Source organism: Rhodococcus sp. 05-2254-6, assembly GCF_002258565.1.
GTDB lineage: Bacteria > Actinomycetota > Actinomycetes > Mycobacteriales > Mycobacteriaceae > Rhodococcoides.
On the sequence record NZ_NOZF01000034.1, the window covers coordinates 1 to 23037 of the forward strand.

Annotated in this window: 21 protein-coding genes, 1 tRNA gene and 2 pseudogenes; 9 read left to right on the forward strand and 15 right to left on the reverse strand. The window is 64.0% G+C overall.

All coding sequences use genetic code 11. From position 1 onward, the window contains the following. A partial coding sequence (locus CH256_RS04215; RefSeq protein ID WP_143536518.1) for a DNA-deoxyinosine glycosylase occupies nt 1–291 on the reverse strand: 291 nt, incomplete at its 3' end. Nucleotides 292–348: 57 nt separating this feature from the next. Here CH256_RS04215 and CH256_RS04220 point away from each other — a divergent pair. Beyond that, nucleotides 349–552 (forward strand): hypothetical protein, encoded by a 204-nt coding sequence (locus CH256_RS04220; protein ID WP_141215240.1) that lies wholly within the window; start codon nt 349–351, stop codon nt 550–552. Here CH256_RS04220 and CH256_RS04225 read toward each other — a convergent pair. Then, nucleotides 528–1019, reverse strand: coding sequence for an anthrone oxygenase family protein (locus tag CH256_RS04225; RefSeq protein ID WP_094640384.1), 492 nt, complete (start codon nt 1017–1019; stop codon nt 528–530). The two genes, CH256_RS04220 and CH256_RS04225, sit on opposite strands and share 25 nt — an antisense overlap. 18 nt (nt 1020–1037) lie before the next feature. Here CH256_RS04225 and CH256_RS04230 point away from each other — a divergent pair, with 18 nt between their 5' ends. Beyond that, a complete protein-coding gene (locus CH256_RS04230) occupies nt 1038–2132 on the forward strand; it encodes an AraC family transcriptional regulator (protein ID WP_255183227.1) in 1095 nt (364 codons plus the stop codon). On the opposite strand, the gene CH256_RS04235 is transcribed toward CH256_RS04230, so the two are convergent. After that, entirely contained in the window at nt 2117–2848 is a 732-nt protein-coding gene (locus tag CH256_RS04235; RefSeq protein ID WP_094640084.1) for an AAA family ATPase, read from the reverse strand. The two genes, CH256_RS04230 and CH256_RS04235, sit on opposite strands and share 16 nt — an antisense overlap. Before the next feature lie 238 nt (nt 2849–3086). After that, nucleotides 3087–3163: transfer RNA gene (locus CH256_RS04240), tRNA-Leu, on the reverse strand. Nucleotides 3164–3283: 120 nt separating this feature from the next. Between CH256_RS04240 and CH256_RS04245 the strand changes: the two genes are divergently transcribed. Both CH256_RS04245 and CH256_RS04250 read left to right on the forward strand, forming a co-directional pair. Next, nucleotides 3284–3916, forward strand: a complete 633-nt coding sequence (locus CH256_RS04245; protein WP_068052227.1) for an ANTAR domain-containing response regulator — start codon at nt 3284–3286, stop codon at nt 3914–3916. 173 nt (nt 3917–4089) lie between these two features. Further along, entirely contained in the window at nt 4090–5424 is a 1335-nt protein-coding gene (locus tag CH256_RS04250) for an ABC transporter substrate-binding protein (protein ID WP_068052226.1), read from the forward strand. A gap of 143 nt (nt 5425–5567) precedes the next feature. Here CH256_RS04250 and CH256_RS04255 read toward each other — a convergent pair whose 3' ends face one another. The 4 genes from CH256_RS04255 to CH256_RS04270 are packed head-to-tail and all read right to left on the reverse strand — an operon-like array spanning nt 5568 to nt 9792. Beyond that, complete coding sequence (locus tag CH256_RS04255) at nt 5568–6368, reverse strand: ABC transporter ATP-binding protein (RefSeq protein WP_032394315.1); 801 nt, start codon at nt 6366–6368, stop codon at nt 5568–5570. Beyond that, entirely contained in the window at nt 6365–7462 is a 1098-nt protein-coding gene (locus CH256_RS04260; protein WP_255183226.1) for an ABC transporter ATP-binding protein, read from the reverse strand. The genes CH256_RS04255 and CH256_RS04260 overlap by 4 nt, the downstream gene beginning before the upstream one ends. Continuing rightward, nucleotides 7455–8444, reverse strand: a complete 990-nt coding sequence (locus CH256_RS04265; RefSeq protein ID WP_068052136.1) for a branched-chain amino acid ABC transporter permease — start codon at nt 8442–8444, stop codon at nt 7455–7457. Before CH256_RS04265 ends, CH256_RS04260 begins: the two co-directional genes overlap by 8 nt. 7 nt (nt 8445–8451) lie before the next feature. Next, nucleotides 8452–9792, reverse strand: a complete 1341-nt coding sequence (locus CH256_RS04270) for a branched-chain amino acid ABC transporter permease (protein WP_068052133.1) — start codon at nt 9790–9792, stop codon at nt 8452–8454. Nucleotides 9793–10052: 260 nt separating this feature from the next. On the opposite strand from CH256_RS04270, the gene polA reads away from it, so the two are divergent. Then, a complete protein-coding gene (gene polA / locus CH256_RS04275) occupies nt 10053–12794 on the forward strand; it encodes a DNA polymerase I (RefSeq protein ID WP_094640083.1) in 2742 nt (913 codons plus the stop codon). Between the two features lie 84 nt (nt 12795–12878). Here polA and trxA read toward each other — a convergent pair whose 3' ends face one another. The 3 genes from trxA to CH256_RS04290 all read right to left on the reverse strand — a co-directional run bounded on the left by trxA (nt 12879) and on the right by CH256_RS04290 (nt 15052). Beyond that, entirely contained in the window at nt 12879–13250 is a 372-nt protein-coding gene (trxA, locus tag CH256_RS04280) for a thioredoxin (RefSeq protein ID WP_037192657.1), read from the reverse strand. An 86-nt stretch (nt 13251–13336) separates the two neighbouring features. Continuing rightward, nucleotides 13337–14335 carry a helix-turn-helix domain-containing protein gene (locus tag CH256_RS04285; protein WP_068051869.1) on the reverse strand — a complete coding sequence of 333 codons (999 nt, stop codon included), beginning with the start codon at nt 14333–14335 and terminating at the stop codon, nt 13337–13339. Between the two features lie 210 nt (nt 14336–14545). Beyond that, a complete protein-coding gene (locus CH256_RS04290) occupies nt 14546–15052 on the reverse strand; it encodes a 2'-5' RNA ligase family protein (RefSeq protein ID WP_094640383.1) in 507 nt (168 codons plus the stop codon). Between the two features lie 10 nt (nt 15053–15062). Here CH256_RS04290 and CH256_RS04295 point away from each other — a divergent pair, with 10 nt between their 5' ends. Next, nucleotides 15063–16160, forward strand: coding sequence for an isocitrate/isopropylmalate dehydrogenase family protein (locus CH256_RS04295; protein WP_094668965.1), 1098 nt, complete (start codon nt 15063–15065; stop codon nt 16158–16160). Between the two features lie 15 nt (nt 16161–16175). Here CH256_RS04295 and CH256_RS04300 read toward each other — a convergent pair whose 3' ends face one another. Beyond that, entirely contained in the window at nt 16176–17003 is an 828-nt protein-coding gene (locus tag CH256_RS04300; RefSeq protein ID WP_068051863.1) for a class I SAM-dependent methyltransferase, read from the reverse strand. A 215-nt stretch (nt 17004–17218) separates the two neighbouring features. Here CH256_RS04300 and rpsA point away from each other — a divergent pair, with 215 nt between their 5' ends. Further along, nucleotides 17219–18697: a 30S ribosomal protein S1 gene (rpsA, locus tag CH256_RS04305; protein WP_027497255.1), complete on the forward strand. Its 1479-nt coding sequence runs from the start codon at nt 17219–17221 to the stop codon at nt 18695–18697. Nucleotides 18698–18854: 157 nt separating this feature from the next. Here the strand turns inward: rpsA and CH256_RS04310 are convergent, their stop codons facing one another. Further along, entirely contained in the window at nt 18855–19064 is a 210-nt protein-coding gene (locus CH256_RS04310; RefSeq protein WP_068050934.1) for a hypothetical protein, read from the reverse strand. A gap of 129 nt (nt 19065–19193) precedes the next feature. On the opposite strand from CH256_RS04310, the gene coaE reads away from it, so the two are divergent. Beyond that, nucleotides 19194–20411 carry a dephospho-CoA kinase gene (gene coaE / locus CH256_RS04315; protein WP_094668966.1) on the forward strand — a complete coding sequence of 406 codons (1218 nt, stop codon included), beginning with the start codon at nt 19194–19196 and terminating at the stop codon, nt 20409–20411. Between the two features lie 16 nt (nt 20412–20427). Here the strand turns inward: coaE and CH256_RS04320 are convergent, their stop codons facing one another. Beyond that, a complete protein-coding gene (locus tag CH256_RS04320; RefSeq protein WP_094640081.1) occupies nt 20428–20973 on the reverse strand; it encodes a DUF402 domain-containing protein in 546 nt (181 codons plus the stop codon). Nucleotides 20974–21051: 78 nt separating this feature from the next. On the opposite strand from CH256_RS04320, the pseudogene uvrB reads away from it, so the two are divergent. Further along, a pseudogene (gene uvrB / locus CH256_RS04325) lies at nt 21052–22809 on the forward strand (excinuclease ABC subunit UvrB); the annotation flags it as partial. A gap of 1 nt (nt 22810) precedes the next feature. Here uvrB and CH256_RS04330 read toward each other — a convergent pair. Continuing rightward, nucleotides 22811–23037, reverse strand: a pseudogene (locus CH256_RS04330) (excinuclease ABC subunit B); the annotation flags it as partial.

The following is a 23037-nucleotide window of genomic DNA, read 5'->3' on the forward strand; positions in this document are numbered from 1 at the left end:
GGTTGTCTCGATGGACGATTCGACGATCGCCGAATCCAGGCTTCCTTCACGCGTGCACAGCTTCAGCACGTCCCATATCGCGACGCCCTGGCTGCGCAGACGCTCGGTGCGCGCATCGTAGGGAAGTTCGGGGCCTGCACCGAACAGCGTTCCCATGATCGGCCAGAACGCATTTCGTGGGTGCGCGTAGTACTGCTGCGCGGCCAGCGACGCGACGCCGGGCATCGAGCCCAGAATCAAGGTGTTCGCGCCGCGGCCGAGAATCGGTGCGAAGCTGTGCACGACGTTCATTGCGTGATTACAGCAAATCCCCGCGGGGGCACCGGACAGGGGACCACAATGGAGGTCATGCTGGATCCACGTGTACTCGACAACAACGAACTCGAAGCCGAACTTGCTGCATTGCGCCGGGGTCGTGACGCCTCGATGGACGAGGGCGCACGCGATGTGTCCACGGCAGACACCGACCACCTCATCGCGCGGTTCGAGGAAGAAATCCGTAAGCGACACCAGGACTCGGTGTCCGATCAGCCCAGCGCCGATCTGCCCTGACCGAGGATCAGAACGGCGCAGGCCGCAGTCGCGGCCACTGTTCTGACGGTGTTCCATCGCGTCCACTTCTCGGTGAAGTTCTGCCACACCTGGGCACCGGCAGCACTGCCGGGATCCACCCCGGCCAACGCGTCGTTGAGGGGGACGTTCGCAACGGCCGTGATCGCGACGCATCCGAGAACGTAGAGAGCGGCTCCGCTCACGACCAGCACCGGTGAACCCCGACCGGTCGATACGGCGAGAATCGCTGCGAGAGTGCACGATACGGCTGTCCCGACGAACAGTGCCAGGAACAGTGGGTTCAGAATCGCAGCATTGAATCTCTGCATGGCGGCGATCGCGTCGGGTACCGGCAGTGTTGCCAGGCCGGGGAGCACGCTGATGGAGAAGGCGAGCAGCACTCCGGCAACGAGCCCACATCCGACGGCGGCAACGGCGGTGGCGACTGCGAGCATTCGATCCAACACGGTGATTCCCTCCAGTAGGTGAGCGTTCAGTTGTCCACCCTCGTCCCGAGAGGCTGGATGAGCAATGCGCACACAGCCGCGTTCGATGTCCGATCGTCCATTTCGTGGGACGATCGGTGCATGCGCGGCGCAGATCCCTGGAAGTCGTCCGACCCCCTGGGTGAAGCGCTGCACTTTCTACGGATGACCGGATCGTTCTACGTGCGCTCCGAGATGAGCGGATCCTGGGGTCTCGCATTGCCCGCCATGGAGGATGCGCTGTGGTTTCACACGGTCGTCGACGGCAGTTGCGCATTGTCGGTTCCCGGCGAGCCGACGCGTGAGCTGATCCCCGGCGATTTCGCGTTGGTGCCGCACGGGCGAGGGCACGTGCTCACCGCAGCCGGCGACGCATCGGTTCAGGCGACGAGCGTTCACGATCTCCCGCACGAGTACATCAGCGATCGCTACGCGGTGCTCACTCACGACGCGGGCGGTGCCGGCCGTGCTGCGACTCTCGTGTGCGGGGCGGTGCGGCTGGATCATCCTGCAGCGCAGAAGCTCGTTCGCCTGTTGCCCGCGCTGGTGGTGGTCGACGCTGATCCGGGCCCGAGGCAATCGAGGATGCAGAACGTACTGGCTATGGTCGCGGACGAGGCGCGTGTGCTCGAGCCCGGGGGAGAAGCGGTGATCACCCGGCTGTCCGACATTCTGGTGATCCATGCGCTGCGGTCGTGGATCGCGAATACGCCAGGTGCGCAGTCGGGTTGGCTCGGTGCATTGCAGGACGATCGGATCGGAACGGCGTTGGCGCTGATCCATCGACACCCGCACGAGCGGTGGACCGTTGCGGGTCTGGCATCGAGGGTGAACATGTCTCGCTCTGCGTTCTCGGCACGTTTCACCGAGCTGGTCGGTGATTCCGTGATGAGCTATCTCGCGACGTGGCGGATGCAGGTCGCGTACGGCACGTTGCGATCCGAGGACGTGGTGATGGCCGAAGTGGCCCGGCGCAGTGGGTATCTGTCGGAGGCTGCGTTCGGGAAGGCGTTCAAGCGCGCCACGGGCGTCTCGCCGGGAAGTGTGCGTCGCCGTCGTGAGGTGCCGATGGCCGACGGTCAGTCGAGCAGGTGACGGAGATAGCTGTTCGGGTCGTCGAGGTAGCGGCGCCAGTGCTGTACCAATTCGAGTTCGTCCCAAGTGCTTCGGCGTAGACCGTGTTCGCCTACTTCGACGATGTCCGCACCGGGCGTCGACGCCAGAATCGGTGAGTGGGTGGCGCAGACGATCTGCGCGCCGTCATCGCCCAGCTCGGACATCAGTGCAACGAGCTGCAGGCTCGCGGTGAACGACAGGGCCGATTCGGGCTCGTCCAGAACGTAGAAACCGGGTTCGTCCAACATTGCACCGAACATGGTCAGGAACCCTTCACCGTGGCTCATCTCGGCGGTGTTCTCGTCCCAGAAACCCGGCACGCCGCCGAGGTTCTCGGCCATGTCGAACGCGGTCTCGGCGCGCAGGAAGAAGCCGCGCTTGTTCAGTCGTGGGCCACGAAGCATTCGAGAACCTCGTGGCGTGGTCTCGAGTTCGAGTACCTCTCCGAGCGCGCTGGTCACCTCGTCGATTCGACGCGACTGCTGCGCCGCGCGACCGCCGCGGGCATCGATTCCGAATCCCTCGGCTATTGCTTCGACGAGAGTCGATTTACCGGAACCGTTGTCTCCGACCAGAATTGTGACCGGTGCCAGGAATTCGAGTCCCTCGCGAGCGAGGTCGGCGACAGCAGGCACGGTGAAGGGCCAGTCCGATCCGACATCGTCGGCATGGACGTACGCGCGTTCTACGAACATGGTTCAGGCAGTGACCAGGCGGTCGACGTAACCGGTCTCGTGAGTGGAATCGGCGCTGCAGGTGTAGAAGACCCACTGGGCGGACCGGTCCGCCGAATCCCCGAAACGATGGTCGACCTTCGCTGCGCACAAATTTCCCGCGCTGGTGTCGTGGCAACGAAGACTGCTGGGTATGTACATCACTCCACTGTAGGCGCGATCACGAGCGGCCTTTACCGATACCGATTCGTGGCTGCTGTGGTGCCCTCGGTGAGACTCGAACTCACACTGGACGGGTTTTGAATCCGTTTCCTCTGCCAATTGGGATACGAGGGCTGGCGTCTTTCAAGCAACGATTGACGAGTTTAGAAGATGCGCTTTCGGCCTCGCGCACCGGTACCCTTCAGATGCTCGACGGCCCTGATGGGCGATGACTGTCAAAGGAGACCGATACAGATGAATGCTCCTGGTGCGCACGGTACTGGCAAGCCCCCGCTTCGTGTGGTGGTGGCAGAGGACGAATCCCTGATCCGATTGGACCTCGTGGAGATGCTCCGCGAGGAGGGGTACGACGTGGTCGGTGAAGCGGCCGACGGTCAGCAGGCGGTGGAGTTGGCCGTCGAACTGCGTCCCGATCTGGTCATCATGGATGTGAAGATGCCGCGTCGGGACGGAATCGATGCGGCGTCGGAGATTGCAGAGAAGCGCATTGCGCCCGTCGTCATTCTCACCGCGTTCAGTCAACGCGAACTCGTGGAGAAAGCTCGCGATGCCGGGGCCATGGCGTATCTGGTCAAGCCGTTCACCAAAGCCGATCTGATGCCTGCGGTGGAGTTGGCCGCCAGCCGTTTCGGTGAGATCTCCGCCCTCGAATCCGAGATCGTGGATCTGCAGGATCGGCTCGAGACGCGCAAGCTCATCGAGAAGGCCAAGGGCATCCTGATGGAATCGCAATCGCTCACAGAACCGCAGGCGTTCAAGTGGATTCAGCGCGCCGCGATGGATCGCAGGACGACGATGAAGGCCGTCGCGGAGGTCGTGATCGACACGCTCGGTACCCCTGCGAACAAGCCCGTGGGAGAAAGCTGATCGGCCGGCGAAAGCTACGGCCACGTAAAACTTCGACTCTCTAGGTCACAGTCAGGTCACGAGCGTCGTTCTAGGCTTTGCGAATCGGCTCCGAGCATTAGCGTCTGACCCACACGTGAGCCACATGTAACTCAGGTGCGCTTCATCGACGAGCAATTTCAAGGAGAACCTAGATGGCAATTCGGACCTATGTCCGCACGGCTGCGGTGCTGAGCGTTACCTCGCTCGCACTGTTCGGCTGTTCGTCGAGCGACGACTCGGGCTCGACCGACTCCACCAGTGCCAGCGGCGGCACTGCAGCCGCGGAAACGACCGTCTCCACCGACTGCACGCCCGAGCAGGCCACTGCCGGGGCAACCCCGGACACGGCCCCGCTGGTGGTGGGAACCCTTCTCCCCGAGACCGGAACCCTGGCCTTCCTCGGCCCGCCCGAAGTTGCCGGTGTGCAGCTGGCCGTCAACGACGTCAACGAAGCCGGTGGCGTCCTCGAGCAGCCCGTCACGCTCATCCCCGGTGACTCGGGCGACACGACGACCGATACCGCCAACACCACGGTGGACCGCTTGCTCGCCGGCGGTTCCGACGTCATCGTCGGTGCAGCGTCGTCCTCGGTCTCGCTCAAGGTCATCGACAAGATCGCCAGCGCAGGCGTCGTGCAGTTCTCGCCGGCCAACACGTCCGATCAGTTCGTCTGCTACCCGGACAAGGGGCAGTACTTCCGTACCGCACCCACCGACGTGCTGCAGGCACAGGCCCTGTCCCAGCTGATCGCCCAGGACGGTGCGCAGCGCGTCGCCATCCTCGCGCTCAACGACCCGTACGGCACGGGCCTGGCCGCGAACACCGCGGACAACCTCGAAGAGGCGGGCATCGCGGCGGACCAGATCCAGACCACGATCTACGACCCGAACGCACAGTCGTTCAACGCCGAGGTCGACGGTGTGAAGAACTTCAACCCGGACGCCGTGGCCATCATCGGCTTCGAGGAGTCCGCGAAGATCATCACCCGTATGCACGAGATCGGCATCGGACCGTCCGACGGCACGCTGGTCTACGGCGTCGACGGCAACATGGGCAACGCCCTCGGTGAGTCGGTCGCAGCGGGTCTGCTGGACACGATGCGCGGCACCACTCCGTTGACCGATGTCGGCACCGGATTCCAGGATCGTCTCAAGGTCGTCGATCCGGCTCTGGTGGACTTCAACTACGCGGGTGAGTCCTACGACGCAGTGATCATCTCGGCGCTCGCTGCCGAGCAGGCCAAGTCGACGGCAGGTACCGACATCGCGGCCAACATCAACAGCGTCACCAAGGACGGCACCAAGTGCACCAGCTACGCCGAGTGCCTTCCGCTCGTCAAGGCCGGAACCGATATCGACTACGACGGAATCACCGGCGCGCTGAACTTCAGTGACGCAGGAGAGCCCGCCACCGGTTCCTACGGCAACCTGGTCTTCGGACCGGACAACACCCTGACGACGGAAGATTACATCGTCGTCGGTGAGTGATCTGTAACTGTCACACAGCCTCTGGGCCCGAGTCCTCGATCAGGACTCGGGCCCAGAGGTTTTCGTAGGTGTCACACGTTCGACGGCAACGACGACGGCCCCGGTTCGATGTCGAACCGGGGCCGTCGTCGTTTGCCGAGCAGCTACTTCTTCTCTTTGCTTCCCGCCAGTGTGCCGAGGTACAGCTCGATCACCTTCGGGTCGTTCATCAATGCCGGACCGGTGTCGGTGTAGGCGTTGCGGCCCTGATCGAGTACATAGCCACGGTCGCAGATCTGGAGGCAGCGACGAGCGTTCTGCTCGACCATGATGATCGAGACGCCCGCTGCATTGATCTTCTTGCAGCGGATGAACACCTCGTCCTGGAACATCGGAGACAATCCGGCCGACGGCTCGTCGAGCAGCAGTACCGACGGCTCCATCATCAGTGCGCGTCCCATGGCGACCATCTGTCGTTCGCCGCCGGACAGCGCGCCTGCTTTGACCTTCTTGCGCTCGCCGAGCAGCGGGAACAGCTCGCTGACGAACTCGAAACGCTCACCGAACTTCTTGGGACGCAGATAGATTCCCATCTCGAGGTTCTCTTCGATGGTGAGTGACGGGAACACGTTCTGCGTCTGCGGAACGTAGCCGACTCCCTTGGTGACCAACACATGCGCTTCTGCGGAGGTGATGTTGTCGCCGCGCAGTTTGACGCTGCCCTCACGGACGGCGACCAGACCGAACAGGGTCTTGAGGAGAGTCGACTTCCCGGCACCGTTGGGTCCGATGATGCCGACGATCTCGCCGTCGTTGAGAAAGAAGTTGCACTCGCTGAGGATGTTAACACCGGGGATGTATCCGGCCACCAACCCGTCCGCGCGCAGCAGTGCACCTTCGGCGAGTCGAGCATGTTCCTCGGGTGTCGCGGCGAATTCCGCCGGCGTCAATGTCTGTTCGCTCATCGGTCGTCCTCCTTGGCCCGGTGCGAGCCGCCTTCGGTGCCGTCGGTTGCGATCGGGCGGGCGAACTCCGGCTCCGAGAGGTCGCCTCCCGCTTCGAGTTCCTCGGCCTCGGCCTTCTTCAGTGCCTCCGCCAGCTCCGCTGTGGCACCGACCGGATTGCCGTCGGCATCGAACTCGAGAGCCTGATCGTGATGGCTACCGAGATACGCGTCGACGACGGCTCCGTTGTTGGAGAGCTCCTCGGGGGTGGACTCGGCAATGATGCTGCCTTGAGCCATCACCACCACCCAGTCACTGATGTCGCGGATGACGTCCATGTCGTGCTCGACGAACACCACCGTCATACCGTCGTCGCGAAGCGACTTGATGTGCCCCAGAAGTGACTGCGTCAGAGCCGGATTGACCCCGGCCATGGGCTCGTCGAGCATGACCACCGACGGATCGGTCATCAACGCACGCGCCATCTCCAGCAGCTTGCGCTGGCCGCCGGACAACGAGCCGGCGAGGTCGTCGGCCTTGGCGTCGAGCTTGAAGCGGCCCAGTAGCTCGTAGGCGCGTTCGGTGATCTGACGTTCCTGGGCCTTCCACGTCCACGGCATGAAGGTGTTGATCATGCGCTCACCGCGCTGACCCGTCGCACCCAGCCGAACATTGTCCAGCACAGTCAGTTTCGACAGCGCCTTGGTCAACTGGAACGTGCGCACCACACCTTTGCGTGCCACCTGGTGCGGATGCATCCGGCCCAGTTCCTGGCCGTCCATCGACCAGGTTCCCGTGTCGGGTCGATCGAATCCCGTGAGCAGGTTGAACAGGGTGGTCTTGCCTGCGCCGTTGGGCCCGATCAGTCCGGTGATGCAGCCCCGCTGAATCTCGAGGTGCGCCACGTCGACGGCCTTGAGGCCACCGAAGGTGCGCGAGACGCCGTCGACGACCATCGTGGCGTCCGGTTTCGGTGCGCCGGGTTCGTTGGGAACACCGGCGAACAGGGCGGCGCGTTGATCGCTCGACAACGCCTGCGCAGCGCGTGATTCGAGTGTGCTTGCTTTCTTGCTCGGTGCGGCCGTTGAAGCAGCATCCTTGCTCGGGTCAGGCATTGAGTTGAACCTCTCGCTTGTTGCCGAGAATGCCCTGAGGTCTGAACACCATCAAGACGGCGATCAGGATTCCCAGGAGCACGAATCGCGTGGCACCGACCTGAGCGCCGGTGAGATTGAGCACCGGGTCGTCGCCGGAGATCAATTGCCGCAGAATCGCATCGGGTATGGACAGCAGGAACCAGAAGAGCATCGCGCCCAGTACCGGGCCGAACACTGTTGCCGCCCCACCGAGAATCAGTGCGCCGAAGGCGAAGAATGTCTGCGCCGTCGAGTAGAAGTCCGGGTTGATGGATTGGGTCTGCAGTGCGTTGAACACACCGCCCATACCGCCGATGACGCCACCGAGAACCAGTGCCTGCATCTTGTAGACGAAGACGTTCTTGCCCAGCGAACGGGCTGCGTCCTCGTCCTCACGGACAGCCTTGAGGACGCGTCCCCACGGGCTGTGCGTCAGCAGGTAGACCACGCCGCACAGCAGCAGGACCAGTGTCCAGCCGACGAGCATGGCCCACAGATCGTTGCCGAGGAACCGCACGCCGATGAATTCGTAGGACTTACCACCCTCGAACGGGCTCATGCTGGTGAACGGGCCGGCGAAGCCGGTGATGCCGTTGGTGGATTTGGTCACCGAATCCGTTGCGGTGGACCGAAACACCAATCGGAGAATTTCCGAGGCGGCGATGGTGACGATCGCGAGATAGTCGGCTCGCAGTCGCAGCGTCGGAATGCCGAGAACCAGGGCCAGTAACCCGGCTGCAGCGAGGCCGACCAGAATGCCCAGCCACAGCGGCTGTTCGTAGGTGATCGTGGTGATGCCGACGCCGTAGCCGCCGAGCAGTGCGAAGCCGATCTGACCGAAGTTGAGCAGTCCGGCGTAACCGAAGTGCAGGTTCAGGCCGATGGCGAGTAGAGCGTAGAAGATGGCCGACGGGCCGACCAGCTGAGCGAGTGAGATCTGAAGTGCGCCGATGATATCCATGTGAAGGTCACCCGATCCTTTGTCGCGAGCCGAGGATGCCCTGTGGACGGACGACGAGGATGAGAATCAAGACGAGCAACCCTCCGATGTATTTGAGATCGGGATTGATGACCAGCGTCGACCACTGCACGAGCAGACCGACGATGACGCAACCGAGGAAGGCGCCGTAGGCCGTTCCCAGTCCACCGAGTGTGATGCCGGCGAACATGAGCAACAGGAGTTTGAAGCCCATCTCCCACTGGACGCGACCGCCGAGTTCGGAGAGCCCGAACAACACGCCGCCGAGGGCAGCCAGGCCGCCGCCGAGGCACCAGACGAACGTGACCACGCGCTCGACGTTGATGCCGGAGGACGCAGCGAGGTCCCGGTTGTCGGCAACCGCACGCATGGCCTTGCCGATCTTGGTGCGCTGCAACATCAGTGCGACGCCGACCAGAACGACGATGCTGATGACGATGCAGGCGAGGTTGACGTTGGTGATCGAGAGCGGACCCCAGTTGTTCTCGGTCTGAGCCTGGTAGTCGTCGAAGGGTTCGGAGCGGTCCGAGAAGAAGATCAGGATGAGATAGCGCAGTGCGATTGCGAGGCCGATCGTCACCACGAGCTGTGCGATGAGGCCGGTCCGTCGTTTGCGCAACGGCCGCCATATCAGAGCGTTGTTGAGCCAGCCGATCGCGACTCCCACGACGATCGCCAGCAGCGTGGCCGGGATGAGTTGTATCCCGACACTGACGTTGAAGAACCACGCCGCGACGGCACCGAGGGTGACCATCTCTCCGTGCGCGAAGTTCGTCAGACCGGTGGTGCCGAAGATCAGACTCAGTCCGACCGCGGCGAGCGCGATGACGAGGCCGAAGCGAAAGCCGTCGACCGTAGTGCGTACGAACTTCTCGTAGAACGGAATGCTGGTGGCGGTTCTGGCCTCGCCGAACGAGAAGATGACGGTGTTGGAACGCCCGGCCTCCACATCGCGCTGGACCTCGCCCTGAACGCTGACGCCGTCGGGGAGCGTTTCCTGGACCACCTGGAATGTGTATGTGCCGGGAGACAATTCGAGGGTCCACCGGCCGCCGGTTTCACTGGTGGTGCGGGCGACTTCGGAGCCGGACGCGTCCAGCGCCGCGACATCGACGCCGATGAGTCTTTCGCCACCGTTGTTGAGAGATCCGGCGACGCTGACCGCGTCCGCAGGCGGTGCCTGTTCGGCGCTGGTCCCCGGTGCTGCCGGGGGAGTGGGGGTAGGTTCCTGGGCCAATGCCGGCGCACTGAACAGCAGCGCGGCAATGGAACTCAGAACGGCGAGTAGGAGTGTTCGCTGGAAGAGCCGAACGGCAGATCTTGCGCGCAACCTCGGCGGTTGCACCTTTCTGGTCCATCGAACATTTGGAGCCACGCACGTCCTCCGGACGGTTGTCGTTGAGTCACGGGTTGGGGATTTACTGCAATTGTCGGACTCTATCCGCTGAAACGACGCAAAATCGGCGACTGAGATTTCCGGAAAGTATCGGTTGTGTTTCGCGGTGCACGACGCGCGCCGTGAGAGCGATCGCGTCGCGGCGCCTGCATCCGGCTTCGAGTTGTCGGACCCGCTCCCTAGACTGGTCAACCGTGAGCCCAGTAACGGAGAAAAGTGCAGCGCCCGCAGCCGATACCGACGCGAAGGCGGGCGGGGAGCGGCCCACGTTGCTGCTCATCGACGGCCACTCGATGGCGTTCCGTGCCTTCTTCGCGTTGCCTGCGGACAACTTCAAGACCACCAGCGGTCAGTCCACCAACGCCGTGTACGGGTTCACCTCGATGTTGATCAATCTGCTGCGGGACGAGAAACCGACGCACATCGCGGCGGCGTTCGACGTCTCGCGGCAGACCTTCCGCGCCGAGCGGTTCCCCGAGTACAAGGCCAACCGCAGCAAGACCCCGGACGAGTTCGCCGGCCAGGTCGACATCACCAAGGACGTACTCGGGGCCATGGGTATTCCGGTGATGGCAGAGGCCGGCTTCGAGGCGGACGACATCATCGCCACTCTGGTGACCCAGGCAGAGGCGCTCGGCTACCGCGTCCTGGTGGTCACCGGCGACCGCGATGCGCTGCAGCTGGTGACCGACAACGTCACGGTGTTGTATCCGCGCAAGGGCGTCTCGGATCTGACTCGGTTCACTCCCGACGAGGTCGCCACCAAGTACGGGTTGACGCCGTCGCAGTACCCTGACTTCGCGGCCCTGCGCGGAGACCCGAGCGACAACCTTCCTGGCATTCCTGGTGTCGGCGAGAAGACGGCGACCAAGTGGATCATCGAATACGGTTCCCTCACCGCCCTTGTCGACAACGTGGACAAGGTCAAGGGCAAGGTGGGAGATGCACTGCGCGCCAACCTGTCGAGCGTGGTGCTCAACCGCGAGCTCACCGAGATGGTCCGAGATGTGCCGTTGCCCTACACCCCCGATCAGCTCGAACTCGCTCCGTGGGACCGCGAGAAGATCCACGCCTTGTTCGACGACCTGGAGTTCCGCATTCTGCGGGACCGGTTGTTCGAGACACTCGCGTCGGTCGAACCCGAGGCGGAGGAAGGGTTCGACGTCCGCGGCGGCATCGTCGCACCGGGTGAACTGGCCGCATGGCTCGCGGAACACGCAGCCGACGGCAGGCGTAGTGGGCTGTCGATTCTCGGCCCGCGTCGGCCGTTCGACAGCGATGCGACGTCGGTGGCGATCGCCGCGGCCGACGGCGAGGGCGCGTTCGTCACGACGACCGCTCTGGACGAATCCGACGAGCAGGCACTCGCGGCCTGGCTCGCAGATGCAGCGCAACCCAAGGCCTTGCACGAGGCCAAGTGGGCTCTGCATGCGGTTCGTGGGCGCGGCTGGACCCTCGGCGGCTTGACCACCGACACCGCACTGGCGGCGTACCTGGTGCGGCCCGGTCAGCGATCGTTCAATCTCGACGACCTGTCGTTGCGCTACCTCAAGCGCGAACTCCGCGTCGAGGATGCGGGAGAAGGTCAGATGTCGTTGCTCGACGCGGAGGACACCGCCGATGCGGCGTTCGCGGAGGGAGAGATTCTCAAGGCGCGGGCCGTGATCGACCTGGCCGATGCGTTGGACGCCGAGCTCGCCGCCATCGAGTCGACCACCCTGCTCTCCGAGATGGAGCTGCCGCTGCTGACGGTGTTGGCCGATGTCGAGGCAACGGGTATCGCCGTGAACGGTGATCACCTCCGCGCGCTGCAGTCCGGATTCGCCGCGCAGGTGGACGAGGCCGCGAACTCCGCCTACGGCGTGATCGACAAGCAGATCAACCTCGGATCTCCGAAGCAGTTGCAGGTGGTGCTGTTCGAGGAACTCGACATGCCCAAGACGAAGAAGACGAAGACCGGGTACACCACCGATGCCGATGCGCTGCAGGGGCTGTTCGAGAAGACCGAGCATCCGTTCCTGAAATTCCTGCTCGATCACCGGGACGCGACGCGGATGAAGGTCACGGTCGACGGCCTGCTGAAATCCGTCGCCGACGACGGACGCATTCACACCACGTTCAACCAGACGGTCGCGGCCACCGGCCGACTGTCGTCCACCGAGCCGAACCTGCAGAACATTCCGGTACGCAACGAGGCGGGACGCCACATCCGTGACGGCTTCGTCGTCGGGGCCGGATACGACACGCTGCTCACTGCCGACTACAGCCAGATCGAAATGCGCATCATGGCGCACGTATCCGGCGACGAAGGTCTGATCGAGGCGTTCAACACCGGCGAGGATCTGCACAGTTTCGTCGGTGCCCGGGCGTTCGGCGTGCCGATCGAGGAGGTCACCCCCGAACTGCGTCGCCGGGTCAAGGCGATGTCGTACGGATTGGCATACGGACTCAGCGCATTCGGTCTCGCCGCGCAGCTCAAGATCTCCACCGACGAGGCGAAGCAGCAGATGGAGGCGTACTTCGCGCGGTTCGGTGGTGTCCGTGACTACCTGCGCAACGCCGTCGAGGAAGCGCGCAAGGTGGGATACACCTCCACGCTGTACGGCAGGCGCCGCTACCTGCCCGATCTCAACAGCGACAACCGTCAGCGCCGCGAGGTCGCCGAGCGGGCAGCTCTCAACGCCCCGATCCAGGGCACCGCCGCAGACATCATCAAGGTCGCGATGATCGACGTGCACCGATCACTGGCGGAGTCGACGCTGAAGTCACGAATGCTGTTGCAGGTCCACGACGAACTGGTGCTCGAGGTCGTCGAATCCGAGCGTGAGGAAGTCGAAGCGCTCGTACGCGACAAGATGTCCTCGGCCATCGAACTGTCGGTGCCCTTGGAAGTCTCGGTCGGCACCGGCCGCAGCTGGGATGCCGCTGCGCACTGATTCGAGGCCGCGCAGGAAGAACGACGAAGGGCCGCTCACCGAATTCGGTGAGCGGCCCTTCGCGTCGTGTGCAGCGACGAAAAACTACTCCGCCGCGGGAGCCTGCTCGGCGATCTGCTGGCGCACGACGTCCATGTCGAGTGCCTTGATCTGACCGACGAGGTCCTCGAGCGCCGGCGCAGGCAGTGCACCGGGCTGTGCGTACACCAGAATTCCTTCGCGGAACGCCATGATCGTCGGGATCGACTGGATCTGCGCCGCGGCAGCAAGTCCCTGCTCGGCCTCGGTGTCCACCTTGGCGTGCACCACGTCGGGGTGCGCGTCGGACGACTTCTCGAACGTCGGCGCGAACTGGCGGCACGGTCCGCACCAGGACGCCCAGAAATCGACCAACACCACGTCGTTGTTCGTCACGATCTCGTCGAAATTCTGCTGGGTCAAAGTCTGAGTGGCCACGCGGTCCCTTTCGATTGATTGCGCTTCTGGTGTGTCTCAACGCAGGTATTGACCGGAATCATCCCGGTCGGGTCGGAGCGCCTGCGTCAGGCGGGCTGGGGTGCGGCACGGAACGTGCGGCGATACGCATTCGGCGTGGTGCATCGCAACCTCACGAAATGCTGCCGCAGGGCCGCGGCATTGCCGAAACCGACCACCTCGGCGATCGAATCCATCGGCAGGTCCGAGTTCTCCAACAGCTGCTGCGCCGCCAGTACTCGTTGGTCGTTGAGCCAGCGCGCGGGTGTGGTTCCGGTTTCGGCCGCGAACTTGCGGGCGAAGGTTCGCGCCGACATGTTCACCCGCGCCGCCAGTCGACCGATGGTCAGCTCGGAGTCGAGGTTCTCGGTCATCCAGTCCAGCAGCGGAGCCAGTGTCTCGGTACGAGTGGCGGGCAGCGGACTGGTGACGAATTGAGCCTGGCCGCCATCACGATGCGGAGGAACGACCATCCGGCGAGCGATCCCGTTGGCCACGACGCTGCCCTGGTACTTGCGCACGATGTGCAGGCACAGGTCGATTCCGGCTGCCGTCCCTGCGCTGGTGAGTACGTTGCCCGCATCCACGTAGAGGACGTTCGGATCCACCTGTGCCAGGGGGTATTTTGCGGCCAGTGAGGCGGAGTGCCGCCAATGCGTCGTGCAGGGTCTGCCGTCGAGAAGTCCCGCTTTGCCGAGTACGAAAGCACCGTTGCACAGGCTCGCGACCATCGCGCCTCGTTCCACCGCTGCGCGAAGCTTGGCCAGCAGGGGTTCGATGGATGCGTCGTATTCGGTTCCGCACACGAAGCTGCCGTCCACAGCCGTCTCGGTGCCACCGGCCGGAATGATGATCAGATCGGCGCTGTCGAGACTGTCGAGATCGTGCGGCACGTCGATGGTGTAACCGACGCGGGTGCGGATCGGTTGGGGGACACCTGCGATCAGAGAGAAGTCGTAGGTGGGTAGGCCCTCGTCCGAGCGATCGAATCCGAACACCTCGCAGGCGACGCCCAGCTCGAACTGTTCGGTCAACGGCATCAGCGCGACAACCACTCGTTTCAGCATGAAAAGAAGTATGGCAGAAAGTCGTCGATATATGGCATTACTGCCACTCGTGCGCATTCTTCGCAGGTTGGAAGCTTGCGGCATGACAATTGTATTGGTAGTTGTGCTGCTGTTCCTGGCCCTCGACGCCGTCGTGCTCGCAGGCCTCGCTCCCGATACCCACGCGGAGGTGACCCAGTTCGGCGACTTCCGGTTCTAGGGTGCCCGGGGTCAGCCGATCCGCCATTCGCGCTTGGCTTCACCGTCCCATCGACGCAGGGCCACGGCGGAGCCCACCAGGTCCTCGATGCTCGTCGACAGCAGTCGCACGGCCGATCCTGCCTGCTCGGACGTCAATCGCCTGGCCAGTGTCACGTGCGGCGTCCAACGGCCGAGGTCGACGTTGTCGAACGATCCCGTGCCCACGGCTGCGTGCACCCTGGCGTGTAGGTCGAGCAATTCGACGCTCGGAACGACCAGGCGGGCCAGAGTGATCGCCCGACCGCCGAACACGACGAGGCCACCGAGGCGCACACCGAGCGGATCGAAGCGGATCGCTGCGCCGTCGTCCACCGCGACGGGCATCGACGACGCCACCGCGACGGTGATGTGTGGGCGATTCGAGTCCCCGCGGTGCCGGTTCTGGCTCGGGAGGCCGGCCTCGGACAGCGCCGCCCACTCGCGGCGAACTGCTGCGTCGAGGCCGGAGTCGAGTAGGAGTTCTGCGGACTGCACCATGGAGACCATGATGTCGCAGACGGACGGCCGGAATGCAACGACGATACGGATCGGGGCCATGACCGGCGACGGGATCGGCCACGAAATCGTGCCCGCAACTATCCGGGTGGTCGACGCGGCACTGGCGGCCGTCGGCGGACCGGCCGTCGACTGGGTGCACCTGCCGCTGGGCCTGGACGCCATCGACCAGCACGGAATGCCGATACCCGACAGCACGTTGGGAGAACTGTCCGCACTCGAATGCTGGATTCTGGGACCGCACGACAGTGCGTCGTATCCGGAGCCGTTCCGTTCGCAGCTGACGCCCGGTGGACGGATTCGCAAGAATTTCGACTTGTTCGCCAACATCCGGCCGGCAAGAGCACTGGCCGGCGTGCGGGCTATGTCCCCGCGGATGGATCTGGTGGTGGTGCGGGAGAACACCGAAGGCTTCTACGCCGATCGCAACATGTTCGTCGGCAGTGGCGAGTTCATGCCGACTCCCGATGTGGCGCTGGCAGTCGGAGTGTTCACCCGCCCCGCGTGTGAACGCATTGCACGCGAGGCGTTCTCGCTGGCAGACCGGCGCCGTCGCACGCTGACCATCGTGCACAAGACCAACGTGTTGTCGATGACGACGGGACTGTTCCGTGATGCGTGCCGCGCGGTGAGCGAGCACTTCCCGCACGTCGAGGTCACCGAGGAGCACGTCGACGCGTTGGCGGCACACCTGGTTCGACGCGGTGAGGACTACGACGTCATCGTGGCCGAGAACATGTTCGGTGACATTCTGTCGGATCTGACAGGTGAGCTGTCCGGGTCGCTGGGCACCGCGCCGTCGATCAACTCCTCGGAAACCCAGGCGATGGCGCAGGCCTCGCACGGGTCGGCCCCGGACATCGCAGGGAAGAACCGGGCCAATCCGACGGCACTCTTCCTGTCCGCTGCAATGCTGCTCGAGTGGCTCGCCCCGCGCCACACGGACGATCGGCTGGCCGCGGCCGCCGGCCGGATCCGTGACGCCGTCGACGCCACGGTCGAATCCGGGGTCGCGACAGCCGACCTCGGTGGGCAGGCGTCGACCAGCGCATTCACCGAGGCCGTGGAAGCCCGGGTGCACCGGCGCTGATCGCGGCGCACTCGGTCAGAGCGGTTTGCGGCTGCTGAAGATCGCGGTGCCCGGAAAGAGTTGCCCGCGCAGTGGACTCCACTGTCCCCACTCGCGGTCGAGCCATTCCGGCCAGTCCGGTTCGACGATGTCGCGCACCTCGAGACCTGCGGCGACCAGCTCGCGCACGCGGTCACCGATCGTCCGGTGGTGCTCCACGTAGTTGGGAGTCCCGTCGGCGTCGTATTCGACGTACGGGGTTCGATCGAAGTACGGAATCGTAGCGGTCAGACCGCCGACCCCGGGATCGTCGGGGAACACCCAGCGCATCGGATGGTTGACGGCGAACACCCAGATCCCGCCCGGCCGCAGTACCCGCGCGACTTCCTTCATCACATTGGCGGAGTCCGCGACGAACGGCACCGCACCGAAGGCCGAGCAGACGATGTCGAACCGCTCGTCGGCAAACGGTAAGGACTCGGCACTGGCCTGCACCAGCGGAACCGTCGACCCGCCCGCGGCCATTGCATCGACGCCGCGCTGCAACATGCCCATCGAGATGTCGAGACCGATCGCGCGCGCACCCTGGGTTCCGAGCCAGCGGGCGCACGGTGCACTGCCGCAGCCCACTTCGAGGACGTCCTTGCCCGCGACGTCGCCCAGCAGATGCACGTCGCCCTCGTGCAGCCCCTCCGGGCACCAGACGAACTCCCCGGATTCGGTCGACACTCCGAGAAACGCGCCGTGCGTACGGTGGTAGCTCTCGGCGTCGGAATCCCACCAGAGACGACTCGCGCGGTCACTCGCGACCGAATCGATTCGGCCGCGGCCGGGAGTGGACGACGGTGTGGAAAGATCGGTCACACGCCGACTCTAACCGGGTTTGTGCTGGTACTGCGGCATCGCGTACCCTGTTCAACGCGAGTGTGTTCATGCTGCGCCCAGGTCGGGTTCCCTCGACCTCGGCGCACACGGATCCGGCAACGGATTCGCCGAAGATGCTCGTGTTGCACACGTTTCACCAAGTCCGACCGAACATCCATCAACCGATACCCAACCCGTCCGGAGCAACTCAACACATGCCCTCAACCACAACCTCACCGCAGGTAGCCGTCAACGATATCGGCTCCGCAGAGGATTTTCTCGCCGCCATCGACGCCACGATCAAGTACTTCAACGATGGTGACATCGTCGAGGGCACCATCGTCAAGGTCGATCGTGACGAGGTTCTACTCGACATCGGTTACAAGACCGAAGGCGTCATTCCTTCCCGCGAGCTCTCCATCAAGCACGACGTCGACCCCAACGAGGTCGTCTCCGTGGGAGATGAGATCGAAGCACTCGTCCTCACCAAGGAGGACAAGGAAGGCCGTCTGATCCTGTCCAAGAAGCGAGCTCAGTACGAGCGCGCTTGGGGCACGATCGAGGAGCTCAAGGAGAAGGACGAGGCCGTCAAGGGCACCGTCATCGAGGTCGTCAAGGGTGGACTCATCCTGGACATCGGTCTTCGTGGCTTCCTTCCCGCCTCGCTCGTCGAGATGCGTCGCGTCCGCGACCTCCAGCCGTACGTCGGCAAGGAGATCGAGGCCAAGATCATCGAGCTCGACAAGAACCGCAACAACGTGGTCCTGTCGCGCCGCGCATGGCTCGAGCAGACCCAGTCCGAGGTCCGCAGCGAGTTCCTGCACCAGCTCCAGAAGGGCCAGGTCCGCAAGGGCGTCGTGTCCTCCATCGTCAACTTCGGTGCCTTCGTGGACCTGGGTGGCGTCGACGGACTCGTGCACGTCTCCGAGCTGTCCTGGAAGCACATCGATCACCCGTCCGAGGTTGTCGAGGTCGGCACCGAGGTCACCGTCGAGGTTCTCGACGTCGACTTGGACCGCGAGCGTGTTTCGCTGTCGCTCAAGGCAACTCAGGAAGATCCGTGGCGCCAGTTCGCTCGCACCCACGCGATCGGCCAGATCGTGCCCGGCAAGGTCACCAAGCTCGTTCCCTTCGGTGCATTCGTGCGCGTCGAAGAGGGCATCGAGGGCCTCGTGCACATCTCCGAGCTGGCCGAGCGCCACGTGGAGGTTCCGGACCAGGTCGTGGGTGTCGGCGACGACGCACTCGTCAAGGTCATCGACATCGATCTCGAGCGTCGCCGGATTTCGTTGAGCCTCAAGCAGGCCAACGAGGACTACGCAGAAGAGTTCGATCCGTCCAAGTACGGCATGGCCGACTCGTACGACGAGGGTGGCAACTACATCTTCCCCGAGGGCTTCGACTCCGAGACCAACGAATGGCTCGAAGGTTACGAGAAGCAGCGTGAAGAGTGGGAAGGTCGCTACGCCGAGGCGGAGCGTCGCCACAAGATGCACACCGCTCAGATGGAGAAGACGGCCAAGGACGAAGCTGCCGAAGCCGCCAACACCAACTACTCCTCCGAGTCGGGTCAGGCCCCCGCCGATGCAGAAGGCGACGCTCCCGCAGCGTCGGCTCCGGCCTCGACCGGTGGTTCGCTGGCCAGCGATGCGCAGCTCGCTGCACTTCGCGAGAAGCTGTCGGGCAACGCCTGATAGAAGTGGTCCACCCGTGAGGGTGTGACACCGAGCCCCGGTTCTCCACGTGAGAACCGGGGCTTTCTCGTTTCGAATCAGGGGAGCAGAGAAGCTGCGGACACGACGATGGACCCGGTTCCGATGAACCGGGCCCATGTGTGAGGGGGAGTGCGAACTACGCGGCGGTGGCTGGACTCCACTGGCCGACGCTCTCCGTGCGCTTGCGCATGCTGGCGAAGCTGTGGCGGGCGGGGGTCAGGAGGTTGGTGAACCAGTTACGCCGATGGTCGGCCAACGCCGAGGCTACTTCCGGGATGAGAATGCAATGAACGCCTGCATCCATGCCAAGGCGGTGCCGACCCGGTTGGATCTGATTGCTTCGCATGGGTGTCCTTTTCAATAGCTGTGGGTCGGCACATCGAGGTCTCGCCCGTCGAAGATAACCGACCCACCTCCGAAAACGGTGCATTTGAGGCTGGTGTGATTCGGCGTGTTCGAGTGTCAGACTGGTTGCATGCTGAGACTGGGACTGACCGGTGGAATAGGTGCCGGAAAATCGACCGTTGCCAAGGTGCTGACCGAACTCGGGGGAGTGCTCGTCGACTCCGATGTGCTTGCCCGTGAAGTCGTGGAGCCGGGAACGCCTGGGCTGCAACGACTGACGGACACCTTCGGAGTCGACATTCTCGCACCCGACGGCTCGCTCGACCGTCCGGCGTTGGCGACCAAGGCATTCGGCGACGAGGAATCCCGCAAGAAGCTCAACGCCATCGTTCATCCGTTGGTCGGCGAGCGCACCGCCGCGATCATCGACGGTGCAGCGCCGGATGCCATAGTGGTGCAGGACATTCCGCTCCTCGTGGAGGGATCGATGGGCCCGTTCTTTCACCTCGTGGTCATCGTGTGGGTCGACGCCGAGGAACGGGTACGTCGTCTGACGGGACAGCGAGGCATGCCCGAGGCCGACGCTCGCGCGCGGATCGCAGCGCAGGCAACCGATGATGCGCGCCGCGCTGCAGCAGACGTGTGGATCGACAACACCGGTGCGCCAGGCAGCGTCGACGACGTCGTCCGAGCCCTGTGGAACGAGCGCCTGATTCCCTTCGAGCGCAACATCAGGGAGGGGATCATCGCGCGCGTTCATCCGGAACAGGTGACGGCCGACCCCACGTGGGAATCGCAGGCCCGACGCATCATCTCGCGCCTGGCCCTTGCCTGCGCGGACAAAGCGGTCCGAATCGACCACATCGGCTCCACCGCGGTGCCCGGTCTCGACGCGAAGGATGTCATCGACATTCAGATCACCGTGCGCGGGCTCGACGACGCCGATGCTGTCGCCGAGCAGCTGCGCGTGGCAGGGTTCCCTCGGCGAGAGGCCAGCAACTTCGACTATCCAAAGCCCGCATACGGAATCGGCGGAGAAGCCGATCCTGCCGTGTGGGCCAAGCGTTTTCACGGCAGCGCAGACCCCGGCCGGCCGGCGAACGTACATATCCGGGTCGACGGCTGGCCGAATCAGACGTTCGCCCTGCTGTTCCGGGACTGGCTGCGAGCGGACGACAACATCACCACCGAATACGCCGGAATCAAGCGACGCGCCTCCGAGGCCGCTGCCGGAATCACCGACTTCGGCTCGGCCATCGAGGCCTACGAGAACGCGAAAGCCCCATGGTTCGATGTGGCATACCGTCGGGCATGGCAGTGGGCGGAGCAGACCGACTGGACCGCGTGAATCGGGGCCGACCGAGTCAGGACGGCTTGCCGTTCCACTCGGTCGGCATTCCGAGGGATGCGAGCCACGCGTTCAGGTCGTAGTCGTGCCGCATCAGTCCTTCGATGGCCGTGATCGATCTGGCCAGCGCGAGCTCGGCCGTGGGGGTGTCGAGATGGCGCGCCACCCGAGCGTCGAACAGCTCGTCGACGTCGAGCAGGTCGTAATCGCGGCCGGTACGCACGCTGAGGTCGAGATAGTGGTCGACGGATGTCCATCGGGTGGCGCCGGCGGTGTACTCGCCGATGTCGACGTAGTAGTCCTGATCGCGGGCGTGCGCGGGCAGATAGTGGAACACCGAGGCCCGTAGCCCCAGAGCGGGCAGCAACCAGGACTCCAGGTAGTCGAAGTGGGCGTGATCGGACGGGCGAGCCATGTACAGCCCCCACGGCTCGACGCGGTATTCGTCGACGACACGGACGAACCCCTTGGGATCCACGTTCGTCTTGGCGACGAGGTCGAACGTCTCGTGCTTGGGGGCATGAACGACGGTGTGCGCACCGGCTGACGTGTGAGCGACCATGCCTGTAGAAGCTACCGGGAACCGACGTCCGGGGTCTGCCCGACGGAACTTGTCGGTGGTCGCGTCTACGCTTGTGAAATGGCGTTTGCATCCGAACATCCCGTTGTCGCGCACTCCGAGCACCGTCCGGTAGGCGCAATCGAGCGCACCGGACCGGCGTTCGAGGTCGTCAGCGAACACACGCCGGCAGGCGATCAGCCGACCGCCATCGCCGAGCTGGAACGGCGGATCAAGGCGGACGAGAAGGACGTCGTACTGCTCGGTGCCACCGGTACCGGTAAGTCGGCCACCACTGCCTGGCTCATCGAGAAGCTGCAGCGCCCCACTTTGGTGATGGCACCGAACAAGACCTTGGCGGCGCAGTTGGCGAACGAACTGCGAGACATGTTGCCCAACAACGCAGTCGAATACTTCGTCTCGTACTACGACTACTACCAGCCCGAGGCGTACATCGCGCAGACCGACACCTACATCGAGAAGGACTCGTCGATCAACGACGATGTCGAGCGGCTGCGGCACTCGGCGACGGCATCTCTGCTCTCGCGCCGCGATGTGGTCGTGGTGGCGTCGGTGTCGTGCATCTACGGTCTCGGTACCCCGCAGTCCTACGTCGATCGGTCGATCGAACTCGAGGTAAACGTCGAAGTGCAGCGTGACGCGCTGCTCCGGTTGCTCGTGGACGTGCAGTACACCCGCAACGACATGGCCTTCACCCGCGGATCGTTCAGAGTTCGTGGTGACACGGTCGAGATCATTCCGTCCTACGAGGAACTGGCGATTCGCATCGAGTTCTTCGGCGACGAGATCGAAGCGCTGTACTACCTCCATCCGCTGACCGGCGACATCGTTCGGCAGGTCGATTCGGTGCGCATCTTCCCGGCCACGCACTACGTTGCCGGGCCGGAGCGGATGGAACGGGCCGTCAAGGACATCGAAGCCGAACTCGAAGGTCGGCTCGCGGAGCTGGAGGGCAAGGGAAAGCTGCTCGAGGCTCAGCGGCTGCGGATGCGGACGCAATACGACCTGGAGATGATCAAGCAGGTCGGGTTCTGCTCGGGTATCGAGAACTACTCGCGGCACATCGACGGACGCGGTGCAGGTACCGCGCCTGCCACGTTGATCGATTACTTTCCCGAGGACTTTCTGCTCGTCATCGACGAGTCTCACGTGACGGTTCCGCAGATCGGGGCGATGTACGAGGGCGACATGTCCCGCAAGCGCAACCTCGTCGACTTCGGGTTCCGCCTGCCGTCCGCGACCGACAATCGGCCGTTGACGTGGGAGGAGTTCACTCAGCGGATCGGTCAGACGGTCTACCTCTCGGCAACTCCGGGAAAGTACGAGCTGGGCCAGACCGGGGGAGAGTTCGTCGAGCAGGTGATCCGTCCGACCGGACTCGTCGATCCCAAGGTCGTCATCAAACCGACCAAGGGCCAGATCGACGACCTGGTCCATCAGATTCGAGAACGCGCGGAGAAGGACGAGCGTGTGCTGGTGACCACGCTGACCAAGAAGATGTCGGAGGATCTGACCGACTACCTGCTCGAACTGGGCATTCGTGTCCGCTACCTGCACTCCGACATCGATACGCTGCGCCGCGTCGAACTGCTCCGGCAGCTCCGACTCGGCGAGTACGACGTGCTGGTCGGCATCAACCTGCTCCGTGAGGGTCTCGACCTGCCCGAGGTCTCGCTGGTGGCGATTCTCGACGCCGACAAGGAAGGCTTCCTCCGGAGCGGCACCAGCCTCATCCAGACCATCGGCCGTGCCGCCCGAAACGTCTCCGGCGAGGTCCACATGTACGCCGACAAGATGACCGACTCGGTGTCCTCGGCTTCCTGGTACACCTGGTCGAGGATGTCGGCGATCTTCTTGCGCAGCGGCTGAGGGTCGACGCCTCGTTCCTTGTTGTACGCGATCTGCTTCTCACGCCGACGCTCGGTTTCCTCGATCGCGTAGGTCATGGAGTCGGTCATCTTGTCGGCGTACATGTGGACCTCGCCGGAGACGTTTCGGGCGGCACGGCCGATGGTCTGGATGAGGCTGGTGCCGCTACCCAGGCTG

What these genes read in the sequence shown, in the direction of transcription:
- CH256_RS04220 (WP_141215240.1), top strand. Translation starts at nt 349, where the DNA reads ATGCTGGATCCACGTGTACTCGACAACAACGAACTCGAAGCCGAACTT.
- CH256_RS04235 (WP_094640084.1), bottom strand. Translation starts at nt 2,848, where the DNA reads ATGTTCGTAGAACGCGCGTACGTCCATGCCGACGATGTCGGATCGGAC.
- CH256_RS04245 (WP_068052227.1), top strand. Translation starts at nt 3,284, where the DNA reads ATGAATGCTCCTGGTGCGCACGGTACTGGCAAGCCCCCGCTTCGTGTG.
- CH256_RS04250 (WP_068052226.1), top strand. Translation starts at nt 4,090, where the DNA reads ATGGCAATTCGGACCTATGTCCGCACGGCTGCGGTGCTGAGCGTTACC.
- CH256_RS04255 (WP_032394315.1), bottom strand. Translation starts at nt 6,368, where the DNA reads ATGAGCGAACAGACATTGACGCCGGCGGAATTCGCCGCGACACCCGAG.
- CH256_RS04260 (WP_255183226.1), bottom strand. Translation starts at nt 7,462, where the DNA reads ATGCCTGACCCGAGCAAGGATGCTGCTTCAACGGCCGCACCGAGCAAG.
- CH256_RS04265 (WP_068052136.1), bottom strand. Translation starts at nt 8,444, where the DNA reads ATGGATATCATCGGCGCACTTCAGATCTCACTCGCTCAGCTGGTCGGC.
- CH256_RS04285 (WP_068051869.1), bottom strand. Translation starts at nt 14,335, where the DNA reads ATGCTGAAACGAGTGGTTGTCGCGCTGATGCCGTTGACCGAACAGTTC.
- CH256_RS04290 (WP_094640383.1), bottom strand. Translation starts at nt 15,052, where the DNA reads ATGGTGCAGTCCGCAGAACTCCTACTCGACTCCGGCCTCGACGCAGCA.
- CH256_RS04295 (WP_094668965.1), top strand. Translation starts at nt 15,063, where the DNA reads ATGTCGCAGACGGACGGCCGGAATGCAACGACGATACGGATCGGGGCC.
- rpsA (WP_027497255.1), top strand. Translation starts at nt 17,219, where the DNA reads ATGCCCTCAACCACAACCTCACCGCAGGTAGCCGTCAACGATATCGGC.
- CH256_RS04310 (WP_068050934.1), bottom strand. Translation starts at nt 19,064, where the DNA reads ATGCGAAGCAATCAGATCCAACCGGGTCGGCACCGCCTTGGCATGGAT.
- coaE (WP_094668966.1), top strand. Translation starts at nt 19,194, where the DNA reads ATGCTGAGACTGGGACTGACCGGTGGAATAGGTGCCGGAAAATCGACC.
- CH256_RS04320 (WP_094640081.1), bottom strand. Translation starts at nt 20,973, where the DNA reads ATGGTCGCTCACACGTCAGCCGGTGCGCACACCGTCGTTCATGCCCCC.